The sequence below is a fragment of the Synechococcus sp. PCC 7335 genome, from assembly GCF_000155595.1.
In the GTDB taxonomy this organism is placed as follows: Bacteria; Cyanobacteriota; Cyanobacteriia; order Phormidesmidales; family Phormidesmidaceae; genus Phormidesmis.
The window spans coordinates 483,383-508,298 of sequence record NZ_DS989904.1 but is presented as its reverse complement, the minus strand read 5'-3'; the positions used below and the strand labels follow the sequence as shown (position 1 = coordinate 508,298).

Below are 24,916 nucleotides of genomic sequence, written 5' to 3'. Positions count from 1 at the left end.
CTACTAGGCAGTGATATTTATTCAGCAATTATACTGCGCTCGAAAAGAGCTGGTTTTCCTTCGAGCTCAGACAGTTGTTTCTAATATGAGCTGGTTTTCCTGGTGCAGGTAGGCCTGGATGAACGCTTCAAGATCACCATTCATGACATCGTCAACCGCAGTGGTTTCAACGCTGGTACGCAGATCTTTGACCATTTGATAGGGGTGGAAAACGTAGTTGCGAATTTGATTACCCCAGGCCGCCTCTACCATATCGCCACGGATATCTGCGATCGCCTGAGTTCGCTGCTCTTGCGCAATGACTAGCAGCTTTGAGGTCAGCAGCGCCATTGCCTTTTCCTTGTTTTGGAGCTGCGATCGCTCTTGAGTACAGCGAACCGAAATGCTTGTGGGCAAATGCGTAATTCGCACTGCTGTCTCCACCTTGTTAACGTTCTGTCCCCCAGCGCCGCCTGATCGCGATGTCTTGATTTCTAGATCCTTATCTGGAATGTCCAACTCCACCTTTTGATCTAGAATCGGCATCACCTCTACGCCCGCAAAACTCGTTTGCCGTTTCCCATTTGCATTAAAAGGCGAAATTCTCACCAGTCGATGGGTTCCCTTCTCGCCTTTGAGATAGCCGTAGGCGTAGCGACCATAAACTTCCATAGTGACCGATTTCAGCCCAGCCTCATCCCCTTCCGACTTTTCGATTAGCTTAAACTGATAGCCATTTTGTTCGCTCCAACGGGTATACATGCGCAGCAGCATTTCGGACCAATCTTGAGCATCGGTCCCGCCCGCACCCGCATTGATGGTTAGGACAGCACCTGCCTTGTCGTATGGCCCAGAGAGTAGCTGCTGTAGCTCCCACTGATCTAGCTCCTTACTCAGCCTATTCACAGTTGACTCAGCTTCTAAAAGGAGTGACTCATCTTGCTCTAGATCTAGCAGTTCTAGGATTGCTTCGGAATCCTCTAGGCTAGTAGACCAACCTTCTACTTGATCAAGGTTGGCTTTATAGTCATTTAATTCTTGAAGAGACTTTTGGGCACTTTCTTGCTCGTCCCAGAAATCTGGCTGTGCAGACAGTTGTTCTAAGTCTTTAATTTTTGCATTCAAAGCGGGAATGTCAAAGATATTCCTGAGCTTTGCCCAGGCGCTCAGAGAGCGTTTCTAGCTCCCGCTTGAGAGTGAGAGTATCAAACATATAGAAAAGCCATTGACTCGAATCCTCATCCTTGCCTACCAACCTCGCCTAAAAACGCAGCTCTGAGCATTTTTTAAAGAATGCTTTGTCCATTAAGGCGGATGAAAGACAAGAATGAGAGGACAGCTTCGATAGTTTAATCTCTGCCGTTGATTGCGATCAACAGTCTGAGAATAAAGACAAACAGGTTGATGTATGTCAGGTACATCGATAGGGCTGCAGGGATCGCTTGGTCATCGCTGTAGGTACGGGGCAGCACGAAAAAGTCGACCACCGCTGCGCCTACAAATAGCAAGACGCCAATCGCTGAAATAGCAATCTCTAGAAAATTAGGTGCATAGACACCAAAAAAGCTAAAGACAAACTGACCAACAATCACAACTAGCAAAGCCATGATGCCAAGCTGGACGGTTTTAGTCAGTGCCATCCCGTCTTCTTCAGACAGGTTAGATCCGATCGGCCGAGCCGCAATGAAGGTGAGCCCACAAGCTAGGGCTGCAAAGCCGACACCTTGGATACCCACTCCACTACTTTGCAGCGCTAGAGAGACTAACCCGCTAAGCGTATATCCGGAGAGCAGACTGTAAGTGGCCAGTAGCGGTAGGGCAACGCCGTTGTTCCCTTTCATCGCTACGCTGCGGGCAACAAAAAACAGAATAAGCTCTGCCACGATTGCCACAAAGAAAGTAGGCATGAACAAACCGGGGTTTGTTCGAAGGACGTTGAGGCCGCCAAAGGTTCCGGCTGCCGTCAAGATTAGGCCGCCACCAACGTAGGGCAAAGCGTTCGCAATGACGTTAGGACCCACTATCGATTGACTTTGGGCCTCACGAATAGCCTGACGAAAGTTACTGGTATTGCTCATAGAGGTCTTTTGTAAGGTTTCAATCTAGGTCTTTGGGATCTAGATTTTCTATATACAGAGTGTACTGAATTACTCAAAATCTGGCGATTACGGATTTCTTCCTAGTCGTATCGACTGTTTTATCGAGCAATAACACCGTAGTTGTCGCTACTAGTGACGATCTAAAAAACAAACTATCTCCGTATTACTGTGGGACTCGAAGCAGCGTTCACAAAGGTGATGGAGAAACCTAGCAACGCTCGTACATAAATCGAAACATCAGCGAATTATTCGCAGATTAATTTTTAAGCGCCTGGAACGACTGCTAACTCAAGACTACGCCGTTAACCGAAAATCCCAGTTCTCAGGAAAATGCGTGTATTCGCTTATGGCCGCTGTTAAGGATCTACTCGACTACCGTGTTTCAACGATGGTTTGAAATGAAGGGCTTCTAGAGAATGAATCTAATTCACGCAGCACGCTTCAACGCAGTCTCGACTGCATTAAATATGGCTTCTTCCAAATCTGCACAACTTCGATCTCGTGGCATGGAACTACTCATGCAATACAAGGTAGATCGTTCGGTTAAGCTTCGTAATCAGTTAGTTAGGCTCAATGCGGGTCTAGTTCGTAAGATTGCGCATCGGGTCAGTCACCAGTGCGCTGAGCCCTATGAAGATCTTGAGCAAATTGGCTATATCGGTCTGATCCGTTCTATTGAACGGTTTGATCCAGGTCAGGGCTGTGCTTTCAGCTCGTTTGCTGTTCCCTATATTCGCGGTGAGATGCTCCATTTCCTGCGCGATCGCGGCACTACAGTCAAGATTCCCCGCCGTTGGCAGGACTTGCAAAAAGAAGGTCAAAAACGTCAGTCAGAGCTGATTCGCCGCTACGGTCGTCAACCTTCGGATATTGAGATGGCTGAAGCGCTGACGGTTTCTGTTCAAGAATGGCGTCAAGTCAAGCTGGCGAACAAAAACCGGATGCCTTTAAGTCTAGATGCAACGGTCTGTCATCAGATTGATTCGAGCATCACACTCGGTGATACTTTGCCTGATGTTCACTACCAGTTAACACAAATTCTAGAAGAGGACCGGCAGCAGATTCAAAGAGCGATGAGTCAGCTAGAAGAGAAAACTCGCTCTGCTATTGAGTTTGTCTTCTTCAAAGGGCTTTCTCGTAAGGAAGTTGCCGAGCGGATCGGCGTGAGTCCGATGACAGTAACACGGCGCATTCAGCGGGGTGTAGAACAGATGATTGCTTATCTTCAGCCGCAGCAGGATCTGCAGGGCGATTCCTAGTTAATCTTTTGAATTTAACGCTACACAGTTATTTAATCTCTAAGGCATTAACGCTATCTCTAAGGCATTAACGCTACACAGTTATCAAATCTCCTAAGTAAACAGAATCGATGTGGTCAATGGTTGAGCGCGTCGATTTTTTTTGTCTATTTGTTTTCTAGGAGCCCAAGGGCTGACAGGAGCATATTAAGCTTTGTAGGTGAGTGTCGGGTGGGCTAGGAAGTCAGCGATGAGTAGTGTTGAAGCTGTGGTGGGACTATCTAAGGAAAATCGAATGTCAGATGGAAAGCCTTCAGATGGAAAGTCTTCAGATGGAAAGCCTATCGACCGAGACCGCTTCCACTATTTACAGTCTCAGCTAGCGAATCGCTGGCAGTCGATCGATGCGTTCGATCGACAACCTCGGCAGATTTTGGTGGTGCCTTCTCTTAGCCTTGATCAAGCTGAGCTAAAAAAAGTCAAAGGCGTTCATCATTATGAAGAGCGTTTGCTATTTGCTTTGATCCGGCTGCGTAATCCTGAGACTCGGCTGATCTACGTGACCTCTCAGCCACTACATCCCAGCATTGTTGATTACTACTTAGAACTATTACCGGGTATCCCGAGTTCTCACGCGCGCGATCGCCTAGATCTATTTTCAACCTACGACTCTTCATTGCGACCACTTACCCAAAAAATTCTTGATCGCCCTCGTCTGATCCGCCGCATTAAGGATAAGCTACGCGGCGATCAAGCCTACATGACCTGCTACAACTCCACCGAATATGAGCGAGAACTGTCTTTGAGGTTAGATCTGCCTTTGCTAGCAGTCGATCCAGATTTACTCTATTGGGGAACGAAAGGTGGCAGTCGTCAAATTTTTGCGGAGTGCGGCATTCCGTTGCCGGACGGGAGTGAGCTAACCCATAGTGTGACTACGTTGGCAAAGGACGCTGCCAAGCTGTGGGAGCGCCACCCTGAGCTAAAACGGATCGTGATCAAGCTAAACGAGGGATTTTCAGGGGAGGGAAATGCGCTGTTTAGCTTGACTGAGCTGGCCGCCGTGGCTCCTGGACAGGCAACTCATGAGGAGCGAGCGGCGGCAATCGAGGCGGCTTGGCCAAATCTAGGCTTTCAGTGTGATAGTGAGAACTGGATGTCTTTTGCTCGTAAGATAGCGGAGTTAGGGGCGATCGCCGAAGCCTTTGTAGAAGGCGAAGAAAAATATTCTCCTAGTGTGCAGGGGCGGGTTACTCCAAAAGGCGAAGTCGAAATTCTCTCTACCCACGATCAAGTCCTCGGCGGACCTGACGGCCAAATCTTCCTAGGCTGCACTTTCCCTGCAGATGATGCTTACCGGATAGCGCTTCAAGAAATGGGCCGAAAAGTAGGTGAAAATTTGGCTGCCAAAGGAGCACTCGAACGCTACAGCGTGGACTTTATCGCCGTTCATCAGCCGGACAGCAAAGCGCAACCTTGGAACATTCAAGCCATCGAAATAAACCTAAGAAAAGGGGGAACGACTCATCCCTTTATGGCGCTAAAGCTGCTGACCAATGGTACTTACGACGCATCGGATGGTAAGTTCTACACCAAGAACGGTCAGGCTAAATACTACCGGGCTTCAGACAATCTGCAAAAGGATGCTTATAAAGGGCTTTTGCCGAATGATCTGATGGACATCATCATGGGCGAGCAACTACACTTTAGCTCTATCGACGGTGAAGGCGTTGTGTTTCATCTGATGGGCTGCTTGAGTGAGCACGGAAAATTGGGCTTAACCTGTATTGGCAATACTCCCCAAGCGGCTGAAGAGATATATGAGCAGGTCGTCGCCACAATTGACCGGGCAACTCAGGAAATTTGAAGTCTTTTTTGCAAAGTCCTACAGCATCTAGTCCTACAGTACCTGGCCCTACAGCATCTATTGGTTCGCTGACTTCATCGCTCTAGCCATGTCGCGCTTGTCTTGCTTCTTCTTCAGGCTGTCGCGTTTATCGTGCAGCTTTTTACCTCTGCCAAGTGCAAAACTCACTTTGACTTTGCCGCCTTTTAAATACATTTTGAGAGGAACTAACGTCAGACCTTTCTGTTCTACCTGACCAATCAGCTTACGAATTTCTTGTCTATGTAATAGCAGCTTACGAACGCGGCGCGGCTCGTGATTGTAGGCTAGGTTCGTCATACTGTGAGGAGAGATATGTACGTTGTGTAGCCATACTTCTCCGCGCTTGACGTTAGCAAATCCGTCGCGCAAATTCACTTTCCCTTCACGGATAGACTTGACCTCTGTACCAGTCAGCACAATACCCGCTTCGTAAGTATCTAAAATTTCGTATTGGTAACGAGCCTGACGGTTATCAGCAATGACTTTGACGCCGCCACCTTTACTCGTTTTGTTATCAGGTTTGGCCATAGGTCTTTATCAGTTTGGCGCTCTCAGGTTGGCTTTGTTAGTTTGGTGGGCTTTGTTAGTTTGGATTGGGCTGGGCAACAAGGCACCACTCGTGAAGTTCGTATTCTACACAGTTGTTGGCAATAAGCGGGTCGGCCTCAACAATTGCCTTTGCCTGCATCATTGATTCAGCCGTAAAAATAAGCATGCCACCACCGCGCTCTGCCCAATAGCCACTCTTGGCCTGGTGCCCATCCGAGATCAGGCCTTTGACATAGGCTACGTGAGCCCCCACAAACTGATCAAATCTAGGTTTGTTGACGATTCCCCTTTCTATCTTGACAAACCATGCCATGTTTATTTCTCCCTGCTATTGCGTTTGTCAGGTTGAACGGGACAGTGATTAGTTCAAAAAGCCTCTAGTAAGAACGGCTAAACTGACTAGCAAAGTAAGGATACCGCTTTACCTTGCTATTATCTGACTTCGCTCTATAGATCATGCTTCATGGATTTTGCTCTATGGATTTTGCTTCGTGGATTTCGCTCTATCGAGAGGGTGAAGGCTGGGCAAATATTCACCTGTCGACAGACCTGTGAATAGATTTTTTAGCTTTACATTTGAACATGTCACAGATAAGCAAATGGAGCCTAGTAAATGGCGGCTAATGAAAACGAAAATATCAAGACAAGCGCTGAACCTGGTAAGGGCGCAGCAGGTGATCAGTGGGCTGTACAAGTGTCGCAGCCAGTAGGTGATGCCGTCCAGCCAGAGGGAACTAAGTCAATGCCCGGAGGCGATGTAGAAGGCAACAAGCAAGATATCGCTAATGCGGAAGCTAGCGAAGCTGATTCTGATCTCAAGACTACTGATGGCTATGTTGTCGACGATTCTGGTCGCTTGAACAACTTTGCCATTGAGCCTGAGATGTACGTTGAGAAATAGGCTTTACTGCTGCCAGGCAGCTTGAAAAAAGTCTCGCTCACAGACCATTGCGTACCGATAGGTAGAGCGAGTGAGTGAAGAATCTGGAGAATACTGATCGACAAGAGACTCCAGCTGTTTGGCTAAGGGTTCAAAATCGTCACTACTATAGGTGGTGATCCAATCCTGGTAATCGTGGGTAGGATCACCGCTTTTTGCTATCTGCTGATCGGCTAGTTGCTGGCCTATGTGTGCATATAGCCGCATACAAGGGGACATCGCTACAGCCGTAATCCCGATAGATTGAGCCCAAGCTGTCGACAGTAGAAAATCTGTGTACTGCCGGGTGGTGCTACCGGGCTCTACAGATTTGATGTCTACGTTCCAAGATTGAGCATAGCTTTGGTGCAAATTAAGTTCTTGTAAGACGCCATCGGCCAAACTATGGAAAGTTTGAAAGCTTTTCCAGTCCGGTGCTTTGGCAGCGGCAATGCTGTAAGCCCTAGCGAAGGCTTCTAAAAAGAAGGCATCTTGACCTACGTAGTAGGCAAACTTTTCTTTTGGTAGAGAGCCGTCGCCGATTCCCTGCACGAACGGATGATTAAGGGAAGCTGCGGCTAAGTCCTGATTAGCCTGCCAGAGGGTTTGGGAAAGGGACATCACAGCGGGGTAGAAAAACAGCGATCGCTATTAAACAATGCTAGCTCCTGCTTCTAAGCTACGAATTGCAACAACCGCAGGTTTTGGCGGTGCGTTTTCAGTACCGATTGGCCAGTTGGAGCCGATGGGCACTGCTCGCTGCTGTATAAAGGTCTGGCCACCAGTCGTTTTCATTTCAAAGTCGCGAACTTCTGTGGCCATGTTTTTGCGAATGCCGTGGCGTTCTCCAGGATGCTGCGCGGCTATAAACAGCGTGCTGCTATCTTCAGTGAAGAAAGGCCCTGTTAGCTCGCATTCCATCGGTCCATAGGCAAACATCTTGGCCTCGCCAGCCTTCTCTTCGGCGGCGGCGCCAGCAGCATTACTCGCGAGCGGAATCTTCCAAAGGGAGTTATTGCCATAGATGCCAAGCAGGCCAGGGCCGACGATAGGTTCACCTGATTCGTCTTTACGGCCGGCTGGAACTGGGTTGTTGTGGGTGCTAGTCGACATGTCGGTGACCACCCAAAGATTTCCCTGGCTATCGAATTCTAGGTTGTCTGGATTAGCGAAGCCAATGCCGCCATCTGTAGGTTCGCCCCCAGTCGCTATCATTTCCCAACTAAAGGTCAGCGCGGCTGGATCGTTATCGGTTTCAATCAGCTTCATAATCCAACCAGTTTCATAGTCAGGTTCGCCATCGGGACCGACAAAGATAGCTTTATCTGGACCGCCATCTCCGCCGGCCGATCCGGAGGTAAAGGCGATAAATAGGGTGCCGTCTGGTGCAATGTCGGTATCTTCAGGGCGAGCAGTTGCGGTGGCGCCAGCCGCATTGGCAGCAAAGTGAGCATCAATTAAGATGGCGCCTTGCTTTTCTTCAAGGGTGGCGCCTTCGTAGAGATCGCCTAGGGTCGCGAAGTCTGCTGCTAGCTGCTGGGCGATCGCATCTTCTTCAACCTGACCAAATCCACCTTCTGGGCGAATCGGCAACGTTACCATGCCACCGACTACGCTGCTAGGTAGAACCGGATTGACAGGCGTATCAGGAGAAAGCGACAGCCAACTGCCAGTACCGTCGGGATTGAAAATAGCGGCGTAGAGCATGCCGTCGTTGAGTAGTTGAGAGTTCGTCTTGTCAGTCGGGTCTTGAACTGCTTTGGTGCTGATGAATTTGTAGAGATGTCCGCCTCTGCGATCGCACCCTGAATAAAACGCTAATCGCTTTCCAGCTTCTGCGCGAACGCCTACTGCCTCGTGTCGATAGCGACCTATCCAAGTATGCTTAGTCCCAAAATCAGTCGGATCGCTTGGATCGACTTCGACAATCCAGCCGTATTTGTTACAGGAAAGTCCAAATACGTTGCCCTGTCCATCAAAGTCAGCGGCGAACGCTTTTTGGCTAGGCTCGAATGATGACCCGTCGCTGTAGACGGCTTCGGGAACCTGCGATTGAATATTTTCTTCGGCGCTCAGTACTGTCCCCCAAGGTGTAGTACCACCTGAGCAGTTGCCAAAAGTGCCAATAATCTGATCGCCTAGGCCATCGGTATAGCCTTCAACTTCCGTTTTATTAAAGACTGCGATCGCCGGGCCTGTAGCCTGCAAGTATTTACCGTCTTCTAGACCTGAAATTCCAGAAATTCGTCGTTCGCTCTCATGAGGGACCTTCGACCACTTTCCCTCTGGGCTACGCTGCACAAAAATAACGCCTAATCCCTGGTCTAATAAGGCTTCCTTTGATATTTTTACGATTCCATCTTTCAATGGATCGCCTTCGACAAGTGCAAAGGCGTCAACTTCTCCATCTTCAAAACTATCCAACGCCTGTTTGACTTCTGCAAACGGCAGCGATTCGCCAATAACAGCAGCATACGTTTCTGCCCAAGTATCACTGCTGATGTATTCAAAGTTGATAGTCAGGTAACCCTCGTTGGGTCCGGTTGATACAAAAGATAGATAGTCGTTGTTGTAGCCAAACCGTGAGTCTCCGATTGGATCGCCCCAAGCCGCAATCACATCGTAGGTATAGCCATCGGGAAGAATGATATCGTCTTGAATCTCATATTGAGCGTACTCAGCTGGCTGCCGCTCGGCGCTAATATTAATCGCGTCGTAGGGCATCGGACTTTTAAGCGGCTGAAACGATGCTGTAGAGGATAAGGCGATCGCGCTATCTAATGACGTCTCTAGAGCGCCTGATGTTGCGGCTTTGCTAGGTAGAAGACCGACCGGTTTTAGGGCTGTGGTACCTGCGGCTGCTCCAAGAAATAGCAAAAGTTGTCGACGCTTTATGCTCATAACGATATCCGTATTCAGACTGTTGAATAGTTCAAGCAAGAATATTAGATGCGTCAGGTTAAGAGCAGATAAACAGCGTCTATATAATTTCTGGGCACGATCTACAGCGGTTAGTCATTACACTTAGCTCATTTGAAATAGGTTTCGAAATGGGTTCGGCCAAACAGGATGTAGATTTGTCTTACTTCAGCGCCGCGATCGCCACATTACAATCCGTAGCAATCTGTCCCTTTAGCTGCTCTATCGACTCAAATTTCTTTTCTGCTCGTACAAATCCTTCTAGGCTCACGGTCAACAGCTGGCCATAGAGATCTCCTTCCCAGTCGAGTAGATGTACCTCGATACTCAGTGACTGCCCGTTGACGGTAGGCCGATTACCCACATTCATCACGCCATTTAGTACCCGGTCGTTCTTACTAGTAGCACCAGACCTATTAGTGCTAGAGACACCATAAACCCGAACGCTGTAAACGCCGGTACGAGGCAAGTATTTATTGCTAGGCACCTTTAAATTAGCTGTCGGGAACCCGATGGTCCTACCGAGCTGCTTTCCTTTTACAACTTTGCCTGTGAGCGTATATGGACGTCCGAGTAGCCGAGCGGCAGTCTCTGGATGGCCATTCTGTAGCGCTTCGCGGATGCGAGAACTGCTGATTCGATCGCCTTGTTCATACTTCAGCGAGACCTGTGTGACCGGGATGTTATGGCTAGCTGCGATCGCCCGCAGTCCATCCGCGCTGCCGCTACGCCCTTTACCGAAGCGAAAATCATTGCCTACACTAATTCGCTGTGCGTTTAGGCCTTCGACTAGGATCTGTTCTACAAAATCCTCTGGGCTCAGCTCAGAAAGTGCTTGATTGAAAGGTAGCAGCACTAGCTGTTTAATCCCTAGCTGGGAGAGCTGCCAGATCTTCTCGGCGATTGGGGTAAGTAGCGGCCTCGAAATGCCCGAGAAATATTCTTGAGGATGGGGCTTGAAGGTAACGACCGTTGCTAAGGGGCCGCTCTTCGGTGCTTGAAAGCTAGTCTCGGTTGAAGTGATGATACTGGTCGGCTCAGTCCAAGGGCTGTTCTGATGGGTGATGCTCTTGTGTAAGGCTGATACTGACTGGGGAGTTAGCGATCGCATCGCAGCTAGAGAAGTGTCATCACCCAAAATCCCAGCCATTACCTGCCGATGGCCTAGATGCACGCCGTCGAAGTTTCCGAGCGCAATATTTGTCGGCACCTTTGCCGATTCAAGAGAAGACGTTATCCACACGCTTAACATTCTGACATATAGACAGACCATTAGCGCTGTTGCAGGAGCTATGGTGTTCACTTTACTTGCGCTATAGCGTATCAGCTTAAAGCGCTATGCGAAGACAGTGCAACGAGTAGGGGAATACACGACTCTACGTTTGTGGAGCTTTCCAAAGAGGCGATCAGTAACTGCTATTAGTGCTTATCAGTTGTTACGCTACCGTTCGTCGAAATCATCTCTATGGCACCTAAAGATTGCCAAAACCCGGATTGCCAAAAACCAAACGATTAAAAAAGCCGAACCAGCCACGAAGACCAATTCGGCTCATGTATTTAGCTGTTTCACGCAATAAAGTGGGAAATCTGAATCGAAAATCAAAAAACCGCTCTAGGCATTCTTCAATAAGTGCTTGACGAGATTGTCTTTCACCATCATTTGCCGCATGACTTCTACGACGTACTCCTGTGCTTGCTCTAAACTCAAGCCTTTAACTTGATCTTTGACAACCTTAAGCTTGAACTGCTGTTCCATACTAAGGCTGCCTGGCATAGCGTCACTTGATGTACTCATAACGATTACTTCTCCTCAGAAGGTTAAATAGATCTACCTGATTGAGATCCTTGAACAAGCTATTGAGTTTGGTCATAAAGATAAAACTCAATTAGCAAATCGACAGATTAGAAGGTGTTTTGAACCTAATCAAATGGCTAGGGGCTCTAACCGAACTTGATTAGTGAAATTCTAACCTCGTCGCACATTATCGTCAAATTGTAAATAGATTCGGTAGCAAGAGTTACTTAAATTAACTTCTTAGATTCTATGGCCACTTTTCAGCCTTTGGTCGTATGCAGATTACCCGGATGAAGGCAAGCTAAGAACCTTGAATTCTAAGGAATCTATCAGTAGATTTGCCGATATTTCTTCAAGGCAACCGGTTTGTCGATCATGTACTTATGTTAAATATCTGGCTTAGGGGATGTGTTCATCCAGAAGTCTAGTTCTATGTATTGATCTACCTGTCCATAAGATAGAAGAGATAGGATCAGTAGTTGCTTTGGCTCAGCCTTGAACCTGAGAGCGCTATATTAATGGATAGTATTTCTAGAACTACGAAGGTCAATCGTCCTTATGAACGTGATGGAGTTCTTTCAGCAGAGTGCTGGACAATGGCAGTCTCAACGTACGACTCACCACTTACCCTTTCGACGCGCCGAGCTAGGCGGCTCTAATATCTCTGTGGAGGCGCTACCCGCAGACAACGAAAAGGTCATTGAAATCTGCAAAATCCATGACGTCGATCCTGCTAGCGCGGTAGGTGGCGCTTATGTAGAGTGGGATGGCGAGATGGCTTGGGATAAAGAGGGTGAGAACCACAAGGGTTCTACGGTTTTCGCACTAGTGCCTGATGCTGACGATCCCCAAAAAGGAAACTTACTTAGAGAGCGCGGTTATGCTGAGATTGTGCCGGTGATCGGCCGCTTTGAGATGGACAACGAGAACGGACTGGTATTAATCACTGAATATGAGACGATGAGTTCGATTGAGCGCTTCTGGTTTCCCAATCCAGACTTGCGTATACGTACCAGTGTGGTCAAAAGATTTGGCGGGCTTAGCACCGCCTCTTTCTGCGCCGAATCGCGCGTGGAAACAATTCTTGAGCAAGACAAAGATGATGCGATCGCTCGCGAAGCGTTTGCAGTTGGCTCACAGTATTCTGTCTTCGGCTGGTAGTACTTTTATATCTCGATTTCTATATCTGGACTTCGTGAGCAAAGCGAGCTACCTTATCAAACTCGAACGGACCTGCGACTGAACCCCAAACCAGTTCGTCTGTTTCAGGATCGCGCCCTCTGTCATAACTCGTCATATGGCTTTCAGTGACGATGAATTCGTTATCAAGATAAGTCGTTGCTCCCTTACGAATAACGCTGCACTTCTTGCCAGGTTCGACTTTGCCACGAAAGCTATCACCAGTCCATTCTACGAAGATATCGCACCCCATCATCGGCTCTAAATCATCTACGCTCAGAGTTGCTAGTTTCTCAAGGTCGCGAGCTGCGCCATAAAATTTTTCTTCGTCTTTGACCTTGTAGTTCTCTAGCAGCACATCATCTTCGCGCTGAATAAAGTGTAGTACCCGCACCCGGTATGGTTTATCTAATTGAAAGCTGTAAGCCTGTTCTAGGTAAAGGCTTACTCCTGGTTGAAAACTCTTAGGCAGCGGCCGCATACAGACTTTAATGTGAGCGAAGAAGGGCGGATTTTCAAACGCTTGTTCCTGGTTACTAAACTCTGCGGCCATCCACTGGGTTAGGGTTGCCACGTCGGTAGAGTGGGTCATGATGTTGAAAGAAATTAATAATTAGGCGCCTTTAAGGCCTACTGTTTCACTTTAATATGAACGACGTCTTCATTGGCTATGTTCAACGTTGTAACGTTCGGACCTCCCCCTTGCTTGCAACCATTGCTCAAACCTTTTATTGTCTTTCATCGAAGCGAGTTCGAAAGCTGCCGTATTTGATCCAGTACTGATTGAGATCGTGATGCGGTGTATGCAGACTAGCTTTGGCGCGATACAGCACCACCCGGCGATGCGTCCCAATCCAAATTTTCTTCAGCGGCTCCACCGAAATTAGAGTACCTCCCAAGGCTTCTACGCAGGCTTCAAACTTATCGACCGTTGACGCCTCAACCGTTTCGAAGATAAAGAAATTGCCTGAACAAATTAAGTGGCGGCTGCGAATCCAAGCCTTCATCTTTTTGGAAGCGGAAGGCGGTAGCATTACAAACGCCCTAGTGGAAGTTCATCAGCGAAGCTTTCTCGTTTCTCAAATCTCAGCGCTCCTTCCGTTGAGCCCCACACGTGTTCGTTGGTTTCTATATCCATACCCTGATCAAGGCTGACCCAAGTGCTGTCAGTCAACTCTACTCGGCTTACTAGATAAGTCCACCTTCCTTTCCTAGGAATCCGACAGTTGTTTCCAGCTTCTACACCGCCAACGAACATCTCGCCCTCCCGGTGAAAGACCATTGAGCATCCCTTCCGTCGCAGCGCGCAGCTAGCTGGAATGGTCTTCAAGATGTCTGCGTTGTGGCCCGCCCCGGCGTAAGGCACGCCGTCTTGAAAGCCATAGTTTTCGATGTAGATATGATCCTCTTTGGGGACAACACGATGTAGGCCCTGACGGTAAGGACTCCAAAGATCGTAATCGTAAACCTGCTCGGAATAGAATCCTATGCCTCCTGGAAGGCCTAATGTTTCAAAGAACTCATAAGGCAGTGGGCGAAAGAATATACGGATGTGGGCAAAATCAGTCAGCGCAGCGTCGGCCTGTTTGAAGTTGCTGAAGTCTCCGGCCATCCAAGTCGATAGCGTGACTAGATCTGAACTTATTGAGTTAGGAACGGCCATAGGCGCAGTCATAGCAGAGAACTGAAGTGGAAGGCAGAATCGAAGACAACTAGCTAAGCGTAGGGGTCGATCAGAAAGTCGAAGAAATGTGCAAAAGAATAGTCAAAGTGAAAGCCGAATAAATTATGGGCTTTGAGGAAAAAAGAGGAAATGATTACTATCGACGAACCCTTCTCCTGGTGCTCTCTTTGATAGCCAGTTATGTTTTAATAGCTACCTTGTAATAGCTAGCTCGTAGAGATCCGAACTTCTGAAGAGAGGGAGGCGGTAGTAACGCCTTTGCCGTTGCTAGTTTTGATCAGGGAGACTCGAAAGCGAAGGTTGTCGTTGGCAAACCAAATTTTTTCTTCAGCAGCGGCGCGATCATAGCCAGTAGTTAGCACAAAAGTTTCATCTGGATGAATCACATAGCGACCAGCTGCTGGAATCGTTTCGGCATAGCCTTGATCACGTAGGAGCTGACCGCTATTAGTCCCATCTAGGTTTGGCACCGGTACTAGAATCGTTTGCCCAGCCAAGACATCGTCTTCATTCCAGTCTGTTTCACCTTCCCAGCTCATCTTGAATGGCGTGGCAATTTTCTTAGGGTCAACGCCCTGACTCTCACACAGCGCAATCACTGCTGGAGCGCCTTTCTCTAATCCTTCGATATTAATCATCGAGCGGATCTCTTCAAAATGGGCAAAGGCCAGATGGTGAGCGCTACGCTGTGATTTCCACTGACCCAAAGATCGCGCTACAAAGGTGTCTATGTCCATATTTCAACTGTGTCAAAGCAGCAGTCCTGACGCTAAATAAGGGTCAAAGGCGTAGGGACTAATACGACTTTGGCCCTATTAACAGGTTAAAGGCTAATGCTAGCTTCTAACCGCGCTTGTGTTTCGGTTTTTTGGCTTCGGGCTCAGTGTTAGCTCCCGAATCGTCGATGTCAGCGGCGCTGTCGGATTCTATCTGGGTTGCGGTAGCGGGTGGGTTGTTCATCAGCTGAACAGAGGCTACTTTGCCGCCCTGTTTGTGGATGGTCTGCAAGGCTTGGGACATTTGGCCGTAGGGCACATGCACCTGATAACTTCCGGTCTTTAGGACTGACTGCTGACGGACACCTGTGACCTCAATGGTGACTGTGCGACTGTCGTAGCTGCTGACGCTAGAACTGACGGGAACTTTCATACCAGTCATGTTTTCATCTCCACTTGTTCGAATAAAGACAGACGATAAAATGAAAGCTACCGCTAGTGTTTAATGATTCCAATACTTTCTAGCCGTAGCTCTATATTCAAAAAGACATTCAAAAAGACCTATACAGGCTCAATGCTGAGAATTTTGCCGCCGAACCTTTGAATGGTGCGGATCTTATTCTGTAGCTGGTTGTAGCCAATCTCGTAGGTGGCACTGCTGCGTGGGGTACGGCTGCCGCCAGTGTTGGCCCCTGAGACTATAATTCGGAAGCGACCGTTTCGGCCAGTTTTCCCTAGACCGATGCCTTTGGGCGCTCTGATTTTGGTCGAGAGGTTAGAGGCAAGATCGCTAGTGAGCCTAGATTTGCTACCAGATTTGTTCGAAGCGTTGCCCCCTGCTAGGACTAGCGTTCGGTTGTAGCGGACGTTTTTCATCCCCATTTCGGTGTTTTGGCCGCGCAAGAAAGGGACTGTGTTTCCGCCAAAGTTTTGCCAATATTCGTCACTGTCAAGATAGGAATCGATTTCACCTTCATACCCCCTGGTTGAATAGATAGCGGTATGGGCAGAAATTTCGCTTTGATCTTCAGGCGCACGGCCTAGTAGATTTTGAAAGTTCTTTTCGATAAAGGTGTAGGCGGAAGAGGCTTCAAAGAACAAGCTGCGATATAGGTCAGACTTGGCGACGGCGCGTACAAATCCGCGAACGGTGATATCTCCGTTACGTAAAAGTGATTCGGCACTTTCTAAACGCTGGCTTTCCATAATGTGGTGATTGCCCAGCACCTGCTTGTACGCGGCTTGAATGATAGTCTCCAGATCATCTTCTGAGGCATTTGAACGCAGCTCAACAGGTTCTGGACTTGTTACCCAAATCGACATAACGGTTTCTCCGGTAATGGCATGAAGTGCAAAGCCGTATACCGCACGGCTCTTAATATCAGCTAACCGGATGCTGGATCCGTAAATGAGAAAATGTTTAAGTTCTACAAGCAACTTAACACTATGGATTTCAAGATATAGCAATGGCCGGATGCATACTCTGCGAGAAGGCAAAGCCTACGGTCATTGCTGACCATTTAGCGCTTCATGCATCAAGGGTTTCAGCCTTAGAAAATGTGTAGAGCTAAGTGGTGAAAGCTATAGAAAAAGAGCTAGAAGCTCAGCGGTCAACAGCAATTTAGAAGAGTACTCTCATAGAAAAAGGGTAATCTCCTTCGGCTATTTTTGCTCTGCTTTTAGCTCTTTTGCGGACGTGCTTTTAGACGCTGAAGTATCAAACAGTCGCCTTGAAATGCCTAGTTTTGTTAGCAGCTACTTAATTTCAGTGATGCTGACAATCTTGGCACCGCTACGCTGGATGCGTTGAATTTGAGGCGTCATCTTAGTGGCAGAAACGATGTATTCGTCTATGCTGACGCGACGAGGCCGGTCAAACTTAGCGCCTGTTGTTTTAATTTTGAAGCGCTTCTCGGTAACAGAACCCGGCGTTGCTCTAGCTGTGGTGATCTTGTTGGGACTGTTAGTAGCAACGGCGTACACCAGCTGAGAATCGGTGACGGCGCTGCTGACTTGAGCCGGACCGCGATTAACAGCGAAGTTGCGATTGTAGACCACTTGCTTGCGACCAACTTCACTTTTGTCACGCTGAAAAGGAACAATGTTTTCGCCAAAAGCCTGCTGATATTCCTCGCTGTCAACATAGGAATCGATATCAGCATCAAAGCCTTCTTCAGCGCAGCGGCGAATGTGTTCGGAAGTTTCTGCTTGAGATTCGGGGGCGCGACCCAGAATGTGTTGGAAGTTTAGCTCGGTAGAGCGGTAAGGACCACAATTCTCGAAGTAGCGAGACTTGTAGAAGTCCGATTTAGCAACGGCGCGGACGAATTCGCGCACAGTCATAGATTTGTCGAATAGTTGTGATTCTGCGGTAGTCAGGCGTTCGCTCTCCATTACGTGAGGATTACCTAGAACCTGTTTGTAAACAGCACGAATGATCGTCTCGATCTCTTCTTTGGTGCTAGTGGGCCAAAGTTCATAAGTATACGCATCTGACATGGGGGTCTCCTAAGTATGTTTAATGAAAGGGGAATAAAAGCAGTCAACAGCAGCGTTTTAAGGGCAGCAAAGATGGAATTTTTAGGCGATCGCACGAAAAAAAAGCGAGTAGTCAAAAAGAAAGGTTTTCTCTTTAATTACTCGCCTCAACGTCACGGTTAGCTAACTTCAGTGATGCTGGCAATAACGCCGCCAGCTTTATGGATACGCTGATATTCTTGAGAGAGCTTCTCATAAGGCACAATGTATACCTGATTGGCTCTGCGGAAGCGAGAAGACGCTTTGCGTACGGTGTTGGCACGAATAGAGGTAACTTCGATGCGGTAGACCTTGCCGCGATCGCCCACAGTCGCCCCAGAACGAGTTGCCGCAGCCGTTGGTGGCTCGCTGAACGCCCAGCCATCAGAGCCACCTGAAGGCGCCTTGACCGCAGTTGGAATCGCGTTGATTACCAGTTTGTTCAAGCGAGGTTCTTTACCAGAAGTGCTGCCTTTGAGTGAGCTACTAGAGGCACCGCGAACCAGCTCAAACATGTGAGTAAAGCCGACCATTGTATCGGCAGCAGTGCTCTGATAGCCGCGGATATAGGGCACTATGTTTTCACCGAAGGTATTTTGGTACTCGTCGCTATCGATATAAGAATCAATATCAGCTTCAAAGCCTTCCGCATCTAGGATGTTGCTATGAGCCTTCATTTCGTCATAGTCATTAGGCGCACGGCCTAGCAGATGACGGAAGTTTAGCTCTGTGTAGCGATAGCGAGGGCAGCCTTCAAAGAAACGAGAGCGGTATAAATCCGACTTGGCGACTGCTCGAACAAACTCGCGTACGCTAAATTCACCGAGTTTAAACTGAGACTCAGGAACGGAGAGTCGCTCGCTTTCCATCACGTAAGCGTTGCCTAACACCTGACGGTAGACGGTACTGATAATTCCTTCTAAATCCTCAGATGACAGACCAGGAACCCATTCCACTGGGGGAGTTTCTTCGAAAAGGCTGACGCCTAAGCGCGATGCGGGTCCGAAAGCGCCAAAAGACATGGATGCTATCTCCTTGTAATGGTTGATTGCGTATTCTCATTTTGTGGGTAAAGGGGCTCCCTCTTCGTCAAGTTTTATGAACAAAACAAATGGCAAGCCAGGCAGTATTCTTCTACCCAAAAAGGTCAAGAGTGGCTTGGGTAGGGAGTTATAGCAATTTCTGCCTGAATTCTCTAGAAGGCTTTAAGGCTATCGATATTGTCGGTTCTTTTGTAATGTTTCGTTGCAAACAGCTAGCTGACAGCTAATTATTCGGTAGCACCAGCCTTTGTTAGAAGAGCGATCGCATCGGCAGCACGAAAAGATTTCTTAGCCTCACTTAGGGCCGTTTGTCCCCAGCGGTTAGTAGGACGCACATCTGCGTTGTGCTCTAGCAATAGTGCAATTGTATCGAGATCGCCCCTGGCTGAAGCCATCATCAGCGGGGTCCAGCCACCAATATTCGATGTATTCACCTGCGCGCCTGCTCGAATCAGGCTAGCTACTGTATAGGCGTGACCATTGTCGGCCGCTAAGTACAGCGCTGTATCACCAATTCTGTTGGTCGCAGCGACGTTTGCCCCAAGTTTTATGAGCTGCTCTACAACATCGGTTTGACCGTGGCGAGCTAGCATCATCAGCACCGTTTCACCATAAGTATTACGACCTGTGATATCGGTAGTGTCGTTTGATAGCAGCGTCAATACGATCTCTCGCCGATCGGATTCAGCCGCATACATCAAAGCAGTGTAACCAGCAGTATTACGGGCATTGACATCGGCTCCTACCTTTAAGAGCAGATCAACAATATCGGCGTGGTTCTCCATCGCCGACCACATCAACCCAGTGCTACTTTGCCAGTGGGCATCTGGGTTGACCCCTTTCGAGAGCAGAGTAGCGACCTTAGTGCGATCGCCCGCAATGCAAGCGCGAATCATTGCTTCTTCAGGGCTCATTTCAAAGCTTAATAGTTGATTGAACTTTAGGGATTTTCAGAACTGTCTTCTAAAGTTACGCCTTAGCTTCTACTTTTACAAACGTCGAAAGTCTGGCAATCAGATGATCGAAGTAGGGCGAGAGAGCCGCGTAGGTTTCAATGGGAAATCGCCTTAGACTTGCTCTCTTAACGCCAATCAAACCGGCAACCATTGCTGGAAGGGGCACCTGCACTTCTTCGTATAGCTGCTCCATCGCCGCTAAGCCAGCGGTACTCGTGTAGTGATGCTGCTGTCCGGCGATGCCGTAGGTGATGCACCGTAGAAACTGCCAAAAGTCTCGCCAGCAGGCTTCTGCGCGCTGAGGCGGGAAGAGGCCACCGCCTGGCTCTAGAATGTCAGGGAAGGTGGTGAGGACAACGGCTCTAGCTTCATCGACGATATCAGGAGCTTGTGATCGCAATGTACTGGCAACTTCTGTTGCGCTTAGCCCAACTGCCCTTAGAGCTAGGTCGGACTGGTTCGTTAAAGAATCAATCTTGCTGAGCTCTTCGTCTGTGAGATAGCGGCTTTCGTCGTCCGCTGTCTGGAAGTATGCGATCGCCTTTGCATCAACATCAGTCCATCCGGCAAAGCTCATAATTCTTGCTTTCGGAATGAGCATCTTAGCTCGATCACTTAGTCCATTCATAGTTCTTAGCGTGTACTGTTGATTTAAATCTCTAGTCTAGAATGATCTTTAGTCTAGAATGCCTTTGGTCATATGTTCTAATGCTGATTAATGCCTAAAGATTATGTCTGAAGCTGTTCGAGTACAAGGGTTGCTACTCGCTGTACAGCTAAGGATGGATCTTTCTGTAGTAGGGCAATTCTTTCGATGGTCTTGCTGACATCTGGTTTTTCTATATTAAGCTTACCTAGTGCTAGGATAGCTGCCTTACGAACGTCTGCTTCTGGATCTTGCAAACAGCTTAGTAAAGACTGATAGGCAGGTTGATAGTTGAGCCGAGCAAGGTGAGCGATCGCCTCGATCCGAACATCCGCGCAGGCGTCTTTCAATGCATCAACTAGAATTAGCAGGTTGTCTTGTTCTGGTCGGTCGATCTGAGCTTGAGCCAGTTGAGTTTGAGCTAGCTGAGTTTGGGCAAGCTGGGTTTGAGCTAGTTGAGTCTGGGCCAGTTGAGCGATCGCCCCGACTACCGCAATTCTAACGTTCGGCGAAGGATCGCTGAGGCTTTCATATAGCTGGCTGCGAACCTCTGCGCTCATAGTTGCGATCGCCCAGGCCGCATGTCCCTTGCAGCTTTCATCTGCCTCAGTGGAGGTTAAAACGTCACGCACCGCCTCAAATGCGGGCGCGCCAATCTTGGCCAAAGCTCCTGCTGCTGCGCTTTTCACACTCATTTCTTGATCTTGCATCAGAGCAGCTGCTAGCCCCAATACCGCTCTCTCATCTCCAAGGTTTGTCATCGCGTTACAGCAGGCTCGACGAACCATCGGATCTTGATGAGTCGCTAACCCATCCAATAAAAAAGGCGTTGCAGGTTCTCCAATTTCACCGAATGCACTAATCAAACGCAGCCGCACCGATCTTCTAGGATCGCCTAATCCCTGAACCATCTGCCGAAGTAGCTGTGGGTCTGGCTCATCAAACGCTAACAGCTCAATCTGCTCATTGACGTAAGCAATGAGCTTGTCTGTCTGTCTTTGAGTCTCGCTCAAGGCTACCTTGACCCGCTCTTGACTGGCCTGTTCTCGATTGGGTTGCTCTCGACTGTTGAGGTTAGTCAAAATTGATAAAAGAATGCTGGACGGAAGTCCACGACTGATGTTGTTAGAGTTTTGTTGTTAGAACTTCAAAAAGCGAACTTACTAAGCTCAGCTTGAGCTAGCGATTAGACTCTACTGCTTCTCCACGCAACTGCGCTAGCGAAGCTTCAATCTTCAGAATCTCAGGATGATTTTTCAACTGCGACATTGTCATCGACTTCGGCAACTTAGCTTTCTTGGCAGTGGCTGTAAAGTCTTCGATTAAGCGAGCTTTGTACTGTTCTAACTCCGCAATTACCTCGGCCACCTCATGTTCTGAAGGGACTTTGGCCGATGGGCTTTTCAACTTTTCTGCTTGTTCGTTTGTTGGGGTGCTTTCCGTCACTGCAAATGACCTCTCTTTTAAAGATGTTTTTGTGAACTGATGTTTTTGTGAACTAAGGTGTAAGGGTGCAGCATAGAGCTATCTACATATCTAGGCGTAACGTCCATGCGTAACAAGCGACGCGATTAACAGACAATGATGTAGCAGTTCCTAGCAGTTCCTTCTAGCCTTCTTTGGTAATAGCCTAAATCAAATTGTCCTACGCGTTTCAATGGAAATTTCTGAAATCAAAACTCTACTTGCTAGCGAAGATTCTCAGCTACGGTTGCGTGCACTCGTTGCACTTAGAGACTACGACGCTAATGAGGCTGTTCCTCTGCTAATTAAGCAGCGTCAGGACAATGCTTTTTTAGTTCGATCTTTTGTGGCTATGGGGTTAGGGCGTAAACGCAACGAATCAGCCTACACCACTTTGCTGGCGATGCTGCCAGTTGAACCCGACCAAAACGTCAAAGCTGAAATTGCTAACTCTCTAGGGCTGTATGGTAAGCGCTCGGTTGACTGCTTGGTTGAGTTGTTTAAAACAAATGATCATTGGCTAGTTCGTCGCAGCATTCTCGCGATCATGCCAGAGATGGACTGTCCTGAGGAGCTGTTTGAAGTTGCGATGATCGCTCTAGAAGATAAAGACGAAACGATTTCACAAGCAGGCATTTCAGCGCTAGCACTACTGGCGGATACTTCGCAGTCGCAAAAGGCGCTAGAAGCAATACTGCCGACGCTACAAAACAAAAGTTGGCGATCGCGTTTAGCGCTTGCCAACGCGCTTAGACACTTTACTCAACCCGCCGCGAAAGATACCCTGCTTCAGCTACGCCAGGACAAGCATCACAAAGTTGTTGCCGCTGCTTTAGAGGCACTGGTGCCCAACTAATCTATTGCCCATCTATTGCTCAACTAAAGAGCTACCATCTGCTCGATAAGTACGACTAGCTAATCGAAATTACTGGCCAGTCGAAGTCTTCCTTTGGATGAATGAGCGTTTAACGTCAAATTGGCTACTCTATTAGTGATGAATAAATGTAAAATTTTGTTTGGTATTGAGCCTGTATATGCAGGTTCCAACTTGAGGAAAAGTCTCGATGGTCATATCTACGCAACAGTCTGCCCATGCAGATGCCGGAGCAGGCGCTGAGAAAACAGCTGCCTTGGAGGCTGTCTCGGCAACGCAGGGTGGCGGCACAGTCACGGAGATAGAGGCGCAGGCGATCGCCTTTTTTAGGCGTTCAGTCGGTAACTGGCAGTCGCGCCGCCGCTACTACACCCTTGCTAACGACCAGACTCAAGAAGTCGTTAGTGAGATTAGTATCGCCTTTCTAGAAAACGATCATCCAGAACTTGCTGCGTTAGGTGAGCGCCATGAGCTTACCTTCCCGATGATTTGCGGTGTAAAGGTTACCTGGGAAAGCACCTATATTAGCCCTAGCAAAAAGCCTTCCATTGGCGAGACCGTCTTCGGCATTCGCGACGATATTATGTACCGCGATCGCGGTTTTGCGACTTCCAAGCCTGTGACTGCAAACTATCGGTTCAAAGATGACTACACAATGCTCTTGCGCACTGAGTATGGCGGTTCGTCCTTTGAAGAAGAGCTGAAGCTAGTGGGTGATAACTATCGAACGAGGCAGACTATCATCTCCCGTGCAGGTGAGGAAGTGATGATCGGTCAGTATCTAGAAAAACGGATAAGCTAAGTGTGGTAAATAGGGAGCAGACCTGCTCCCTATTGCTTCTGAAGGCTTTGCAAAGTCGTCTTGCGAGTATAGGCATTCCATTCATTTAGCTCTGCTTGACCATGACTAAGTAGCTTTGAGCGTCCTGCTTCAGTAAGACCTACTGCACCGCTAAAGTCTGCACCCGCAATACTGCCAACGCTCGTCATATCGACATCGGTCAAATTGGTTGCTCGAAAGTCAGAGTGCTGCAGTTCTGCGCCAGATAAACTCGCACCGGATAGGTCCGCACCTGTTAAAAAAGCCTTTTGTAGATTTGCACCCGCTAAACCAGCGCCGGATAGGTTCGCGCCACTGAGATTTGCTCCGCTTAAGTAAGCGCCTAGCAACATAGCGTCGCTCAGATCAGCATCCTTGAGATCTGCAGTATTTAGATACGCCCCATTAAGCGCAGCGCCTGGTCCAACTGCACCACAGCGCTTGTATTGAAATCCTTCAGGCCACTGAGTCTCTCGATCGTATAGCGCTAGCTTTAGCGCCGAGTTCGATAAGATTGCCCTAGTCAGGATCGCGCCTTGCAAATCACTGCGATATAGATAAGCACTGGTTAGATCAGCGTCTCTTAGATTTGCCCCTTGCAAAGCGGCTCCCCGTAGGTCAGCCGACTGCAAGTTTGCGCCTGCTAGATTAGTCCCTGTTAAGTTGGCGCCGACTAAGGCAGTCTCTTGAAGGTTTGCGCCGGATAGGTCTGCGCCCGCTAGGTTTGCTCTGTAAAGATCTTGAGCGGATAAGTCAAAGCCCGATAGGCTAGCGTTGACAAGATTTGCCCTAGGCGCAATGTTAAGCGAGTCTGCTTGGTGAGAAACCATCGTTTATATAAGGTGGATACTGTTAATTAATAGAATTACAGGCTTTCCCCCACTTAGTACACTCTTTCTAGAAACTATCAACTCGTTTGAAACAATGCTTTTGAATCCCCCCATGTCGATGATGGCGTTCTTTCGTAAAAGTGAGGGCGTTTGGTTTACGCAGCGTACAGTACATCATTTCGATGTGGTGGCGGACGAATCGGGTGAGTCAAATTTGATCGTAGGCGTCGTTGCCGCTCGCGATCAGCGGGTGATTGATATCTGTAAGTCTCAAAAGATCGATCCGAATTTAGCAACGGGTGGGGCGAGCTTCGCTTGGCAGGCTAACCTTTCAGAGAATGCGCCTAGCTCTTCAGCAGCGGTACTCGTGGATGTCCCAGACGATGAAAGTGGGCTGTCGGGGAGATTGGTGCGCGATCGCGGCTACGTAGAAACTATCCCGGTTGTCAGCCGCTACTGGTTTGGCCAAGACGGCGTCCTCACCATTGACACCGACTATGAAACTAATCAAGGTCAAGAACGCTGCTGGTTCCTAACGGATGATTTTCGAGTCAGGGTCAGTACTGCCCGCATGATGAATGGCGTCAACCTGATGACTTATTGCTCAGAGAAGCGATTTGTCACACCAGAAGATGTTACTGCCCTAGCAGCAAAACATTTGAGAGAATAATTCGTCCTATGTTCTGCTGCTAGATTGATTTGTTTGTTCCACCACTGCGCATCGAATACTGTGCATCTACTGTGCACCAAACCGACCAGGGGAAGCACCAAACTGGCCAGAGGAAAACAAGGTAAAGGGCT

At 48.4% G+C, this 24,916-nt stretch carries 28 protein-coding genes; 7 read left to right on the top strand and 21 right to left on the bottom strand.

The window, feature by feature from the left end; genetic code table 11:
* Positions 1-66: 66 nt before the first annotated feature.
* Both prfB and S7335_RS02255 read right to left on the bottom strand, forming a co-directional pair.
* Positions 67-1,192 (bottom strand): peptide chain release factor 2 gene (gene prfB / locus S7335_RS02260; protein ID WP_157620051.1). Its coding sequence is split into 2 segments (ribosomal slippage): positions 67-1,116 and positions 1,118-1,192, totalling 1,125 coding nucleotides; the frame shifts between segments, so codons are not numbered across the junction.
* Positions 1,193-1,328: 136 nt separating this feature from the next.
* The gene (locus tag S7335_RS02255; protein ID WP_006453405.1) at positions 1,329-2,057 is read right to left on the bottom strand and encodes a Bax inhibitor-1 family protein; all 729 of its coding nucleotides are present in this window, start codon (positions 2,055-2,057) and stop codon (positions 1,329-1,331) included.
* A 437-nt stretch (positions 2,058-2,494) separates the two neighbouring features.
* On the opposite strand from S7335_RS02255, the gene S7335_RS02250 reads away from it, so the two are divergent.
* Complete coding sequence (locus tag S7335_RS02250) at positions 2,495-3,337, top strand: RNA polymerase sigma factor SigF (protein WP_369791671.1); 843 nt, start codon at positions 2,495-2,497, stop codon at positions 3,335-3,337.
* A gap of 229 nt (positions 3,338-3,566) precedes the next feature.
* Positions 3,567-5,183 (top strand): peptide ligase PGM1-related protein, encoded by a 1,617-nt coding sequence (locus S7335_RS02245; protein ID WP_006456894.1) that lies wholly within the window; start codon positions 3,567-3,569, stop codon positions 5,181-5,183.
* A 57-nt stretch (positions 5,184-5,240) separates the two neighbouring features.
* Here S7335_RS02245 and smpB read toward each other — a convergent pair whose 3' ends face one another.
* Both smpB and S7335_RS02235 read right to left on the bottom strand, forming a co-directional pair.
* On the bottom strand, positions 5,241-5,732 hold the full coding sequence (gene smpB, locus S7335_RS02240; protein ID WP_006457343.1) for an SsrA-binding protein SmpB: 492 nt from the start codon (positions 5,730-5,732) through the stop codon (positions 5,241-5,243).
* Positions 5,733-5,787: 55 nt separating this feature from the next.
* Entirely contained in the window at positions 5,788-6,066 is a 279-nt protein-coding gene (locus S7335_RS02235; protein ID WP_006454790.1) for a YciI family protein, read from the bottom strand.
* 300 nt (positions 6,067-6,366) lie between these two features.
* Between S7335_RS02235 and S7335_RS02230 the strand changes: the two genes are divergently transcribed.
* Positions 6,367-6,654: a hypothetical protein gene (locus S7335_RS02230; RefSeq protein ID WP_006453804.1), complete on the top strand. Its 288-nt coding sequence runs from the start codon at positions 6,367-6,369 to the stop codon at positions 6,652-6,654.
* Positions 6,655-6,657: 3 nt separating this feature from the next.
* Here S7335_RS02230 and S7335_RS02225 read toward each other — a convergent pair whose 3' ends face one another.
* The 4 genes from S7335_RS02225 to S7335_RS02210 form a co-directional block, all read right to left on the bottom strand.
* The gene (locus tag S7335_RS02225; RefSeq protein WP_006453758.1) at positions 6,658-7,293 is read right to left on the bottom strand and encodes a TenA family protein; all 636 of its coding nucleotides are present in this window, start codon (positions 7,291-7,293) and stop codon (positions 6,658-6,660) included.
* Positions 7,294-7,323: 30 nt separating this feature from the next.
* On the bottom strand, positions 7,324-9,573 hold the full coding sequence (locus S7335_RS02220) for a PhoX family phosphatase (protein ID WP_006457150.1): 2,250 nt from the start codon (positions 9,571-9,573) through the stop codon (positions 7,324-7,326).
* Between the two features lie 181 nt (positions 9,574-9,754).
* The gene (locus S7335_RS02215) at positions 9,755-10,894 is read right to left on the bottom strand and encodes a bifunctional riboflavin kinase/FAD synthetase (RefSeq protein ID WP_227499934.1); all 1,140 of its coding nucleotides are present in this window, start codon (positions 10,892-10,894) and stop codon (positions 9,755-9,757) included.
* A gap of 309 nt (positions 10,895-11,203) precedes the next feature.
* Positions 11,204-11,386, bottom strand: a complete 183-nt coding sequence (locus S7335_RS02210) for an NblA/ycf18 family protein (RefSeq protein WP_006456151.1) — start codon at positions 11,384-11,386, stop codon at positions 11,204-11,206.
* 558 nt (positions 11,387-11,944) lie between these two features.
* Between S7335_RS02210 and S7335_RS02205 the strand changes: the two genes are divergently transcribed.
* Positions 11,945-12,547, top strand: coding sequence for a phycobiliprotein lyase (locus S7335_RS02205; RefSeq protein ID WP_038015456.1), 603 nt, complete (start codon positions 11,945-11,947; stop codon positions 12,545-12,547).
* 19 nt (positions 12,548-12,566) lie between these two features.
* On the opposite strand, the gene S7335_RS02200 is transcribed toward S7335_RS02205, so the two are convergent.
* The 12 genes from S7335_RS02200 to S7335_RS02145 form a co-directional block, all read right to left on the bottom strand.
* The gene (locus S7335_RS02200; RefSeq protein ID WP_006454402.1) at positions 12,567-13,157 is read right to left on the bottom strand and encodes a chromophore lyase CpcT/CpeT; all 591 of its coding nucleotides are present in this window, start codon (positions 13,155-13,157) and stop codon (positions 12,567-12,569) included.
* Between the two features lie 136 nt (positions 13,158-13,293).
* Positions 13,294-13,599 carry a hypothetical protein gene (locus S7335_RS02195; protein ID WP_006453829.1) on the bottom strand — a complete coding sequence of 102 codons (306 nt, stop codon included), beginning with the start codon at positions 13,597-13,599 and terminating at the stop codon, positions 13,294-13,296.
* Positions 13,599-14,240: a chromophore lyase CpcT/CpeT gene (locus S7335_RS02190; RefSeq protein WP_006455712.1), complete on the bottom strand. Its 642-nt coding sequence runs from the start codon at positions 14,238-14,240 to the stop codon at positions 13,599-13,601. Before S7335_RS02190 ends, S7335_RS02195 begins: the two co-directional genes overlap by 1 nt.
* 215 nt (positions 14,241-14,455) lie before the next feature.
* Entirely contained in the window at positions 14,456-14,986 is a 531-nt protein-coding gene (locus tag S7335_RS02185) for a phycobiliprotein lyase (RefSeq protein ID WP_006454483.1), read from the bottom strand.
* A 106-nt stretch (positions 14,987-15,092) separates the two neighbouring features.
* Positions 15,093-15,407, bottom strand: a complete 315-nt coding sequence (locus tag S7335_RS26570; RefSeq protein ID WP_006455925.1) for a phycobilisome linker polypeptide — start codon at positions 15,405-15,407, stop codon at positions 15,093-15,095.
* A gap of 119 nt (positions 15,408-15,526) precedes the next feature.
* A complete protein-coding gene (locus S7335_RS02175; protein ID WP_006454285.1) occupies positions 15,527-16,288 on the bottom strand; it encodes a phycobilisome rod-core linker polypeptide in 762 nt (253 codons plus the stop codon).
* A 432-nt stretch (positions 16,289-16,720) separates the two neighbouring features.
* Complete coding sequence (locus S7335_RS02170) at positions 16,721-17,464, bottom strand: phycobilisome rod-core linker polypeptide (protein WP_006455721.1); 744 nt, start codon at positions 17,462-17,464, stop codon at positions 16,721-16,723.
* A gap of 158 nt (positions 17,465-17,622) precedes the next feature.
* Positions 17,623-18,504 carry a phycobilisome linker polypeptide gene (locus S7335_RS02165; RefSeq protein ID WP_006454137.1) on the bottom strand — a complete coding sequence of 294 codons (882 nt, stop codon included), beginning with the start codon at positions 18,502-18,504 and terminating at the stop codon, positions 17,623-17,625.
* Between the two features lie 248 nt (positions 18,505-18,752).
* The gene (locus tag S7335_RS02160) at positions 18,753-19,439 is read right to left on the bottom strand and encodes an ankyrin repeat domain-containing protein (RefSeq protein WP_006454079.1); all 687 of its coding nucleotides are present in this window, start codon (positions 19,437-19,439) and stop codon (positions 18,753-18,755) included.
* 55 nt (positions 19,440-19,494) lie between these two features.
* On the bottom strand, positions 19,495-20,109 hold the full coding sequence (locus S7335_RS02155; RefSeq protein WP_038015452.1) for a phycobilisome protein: 615 nt from the start codon (positions 20,107-20,109) through the stop codon (positions 19,495-19,497).
* A gap of 101 nt (positions 20,110-20,210) precedes the next feature.
* Positions 20,211-21,209 carry a HEAT repeat domain-containing protein gene (locus S7335_RS02150; protein ID WP_006456344.1) on the bottom strand — a complete coding sequence of 333 codons (999 nt, stop codon included), beginning with the start codon at positions 21,207-21,209 and terminating at the stop codon, positions 20,211-20,213.
* Between the two features lie 97 nt (positions 21,210-21,306).
* Positions 21,307-21,573: a hypothetical protein gene (locus tag S7335_RS02145; protein WP_006454058.1), complete on the bottom strand. Its 267-nt coding sequence runs from the start codon at positions 21,571-21,573 to the stop codon at positions 21,307-21,309.
* A 211-nt stretch (positions 21,574-21,784) separates the two neighbouring features.
* On the opposite strand from S7335_RS02145, the gene S7335_RS02140 reads away from it, so the two are divergent.
* Both S7335_RS02140 and S7335_RS02135 read left to right on the top strand, forming a co-directional pair.
* Complete coding sequence (locus tag S7335_RS02140; protein ID WP_006456579.1) at positions 21,785-22,447, top strand: HEAT repeat domain-containing protein; 663 nt, start codon at positions 21,785-21,787, stop codon at positions 22,445-22,447.
* 208 nt (positions 22,448-22,655) lie between these two features.
* Positions 22,656-23,267, top strand: coding sequence for a phycobiliprotein lyase (locus tag S7335_RS02135; RefSeq protein ID WP_006455690.1), 612 nt, complete (start codon positions 22,656-22,658; stop codon positions 23,265-23,267).
* A 29-nt stretch (positions 23,268-23,296) separates the two neighbouring features.
* Here the strand turns inward: S7335_RS02135 and S7335_RS02130 are convergent, their stop codons facing one another.
* On the bottom strand, positions 23,297-24,115 hold the full coding sequence (locus tag S7335_RS02130; protein WP_006453975.1) for a pentapeptide repeat-containing protein: 819 nt from the start codon (positions 24,113-24,115) through the stop codon (positions 23,297-23,299).
* 94 nt (positions 24,116-24,209) lie between these two features.
* Between S7335_RS02130 and S7335_RS02125 the strand changes: the two genes are divergently transcribed.
* Positions 24,210-24,785, top strand: a complete 576-nt coding sequence (locus S7335_RS02125; RefSeq protein WP_038015449.1) for a phycobiliprotein lyase — start codon at positions 24,210-24,212, stop codon at positions 24,783-24,785.
* Positions 24,786-24,916 lie beyond the last annotated feature (131 nt).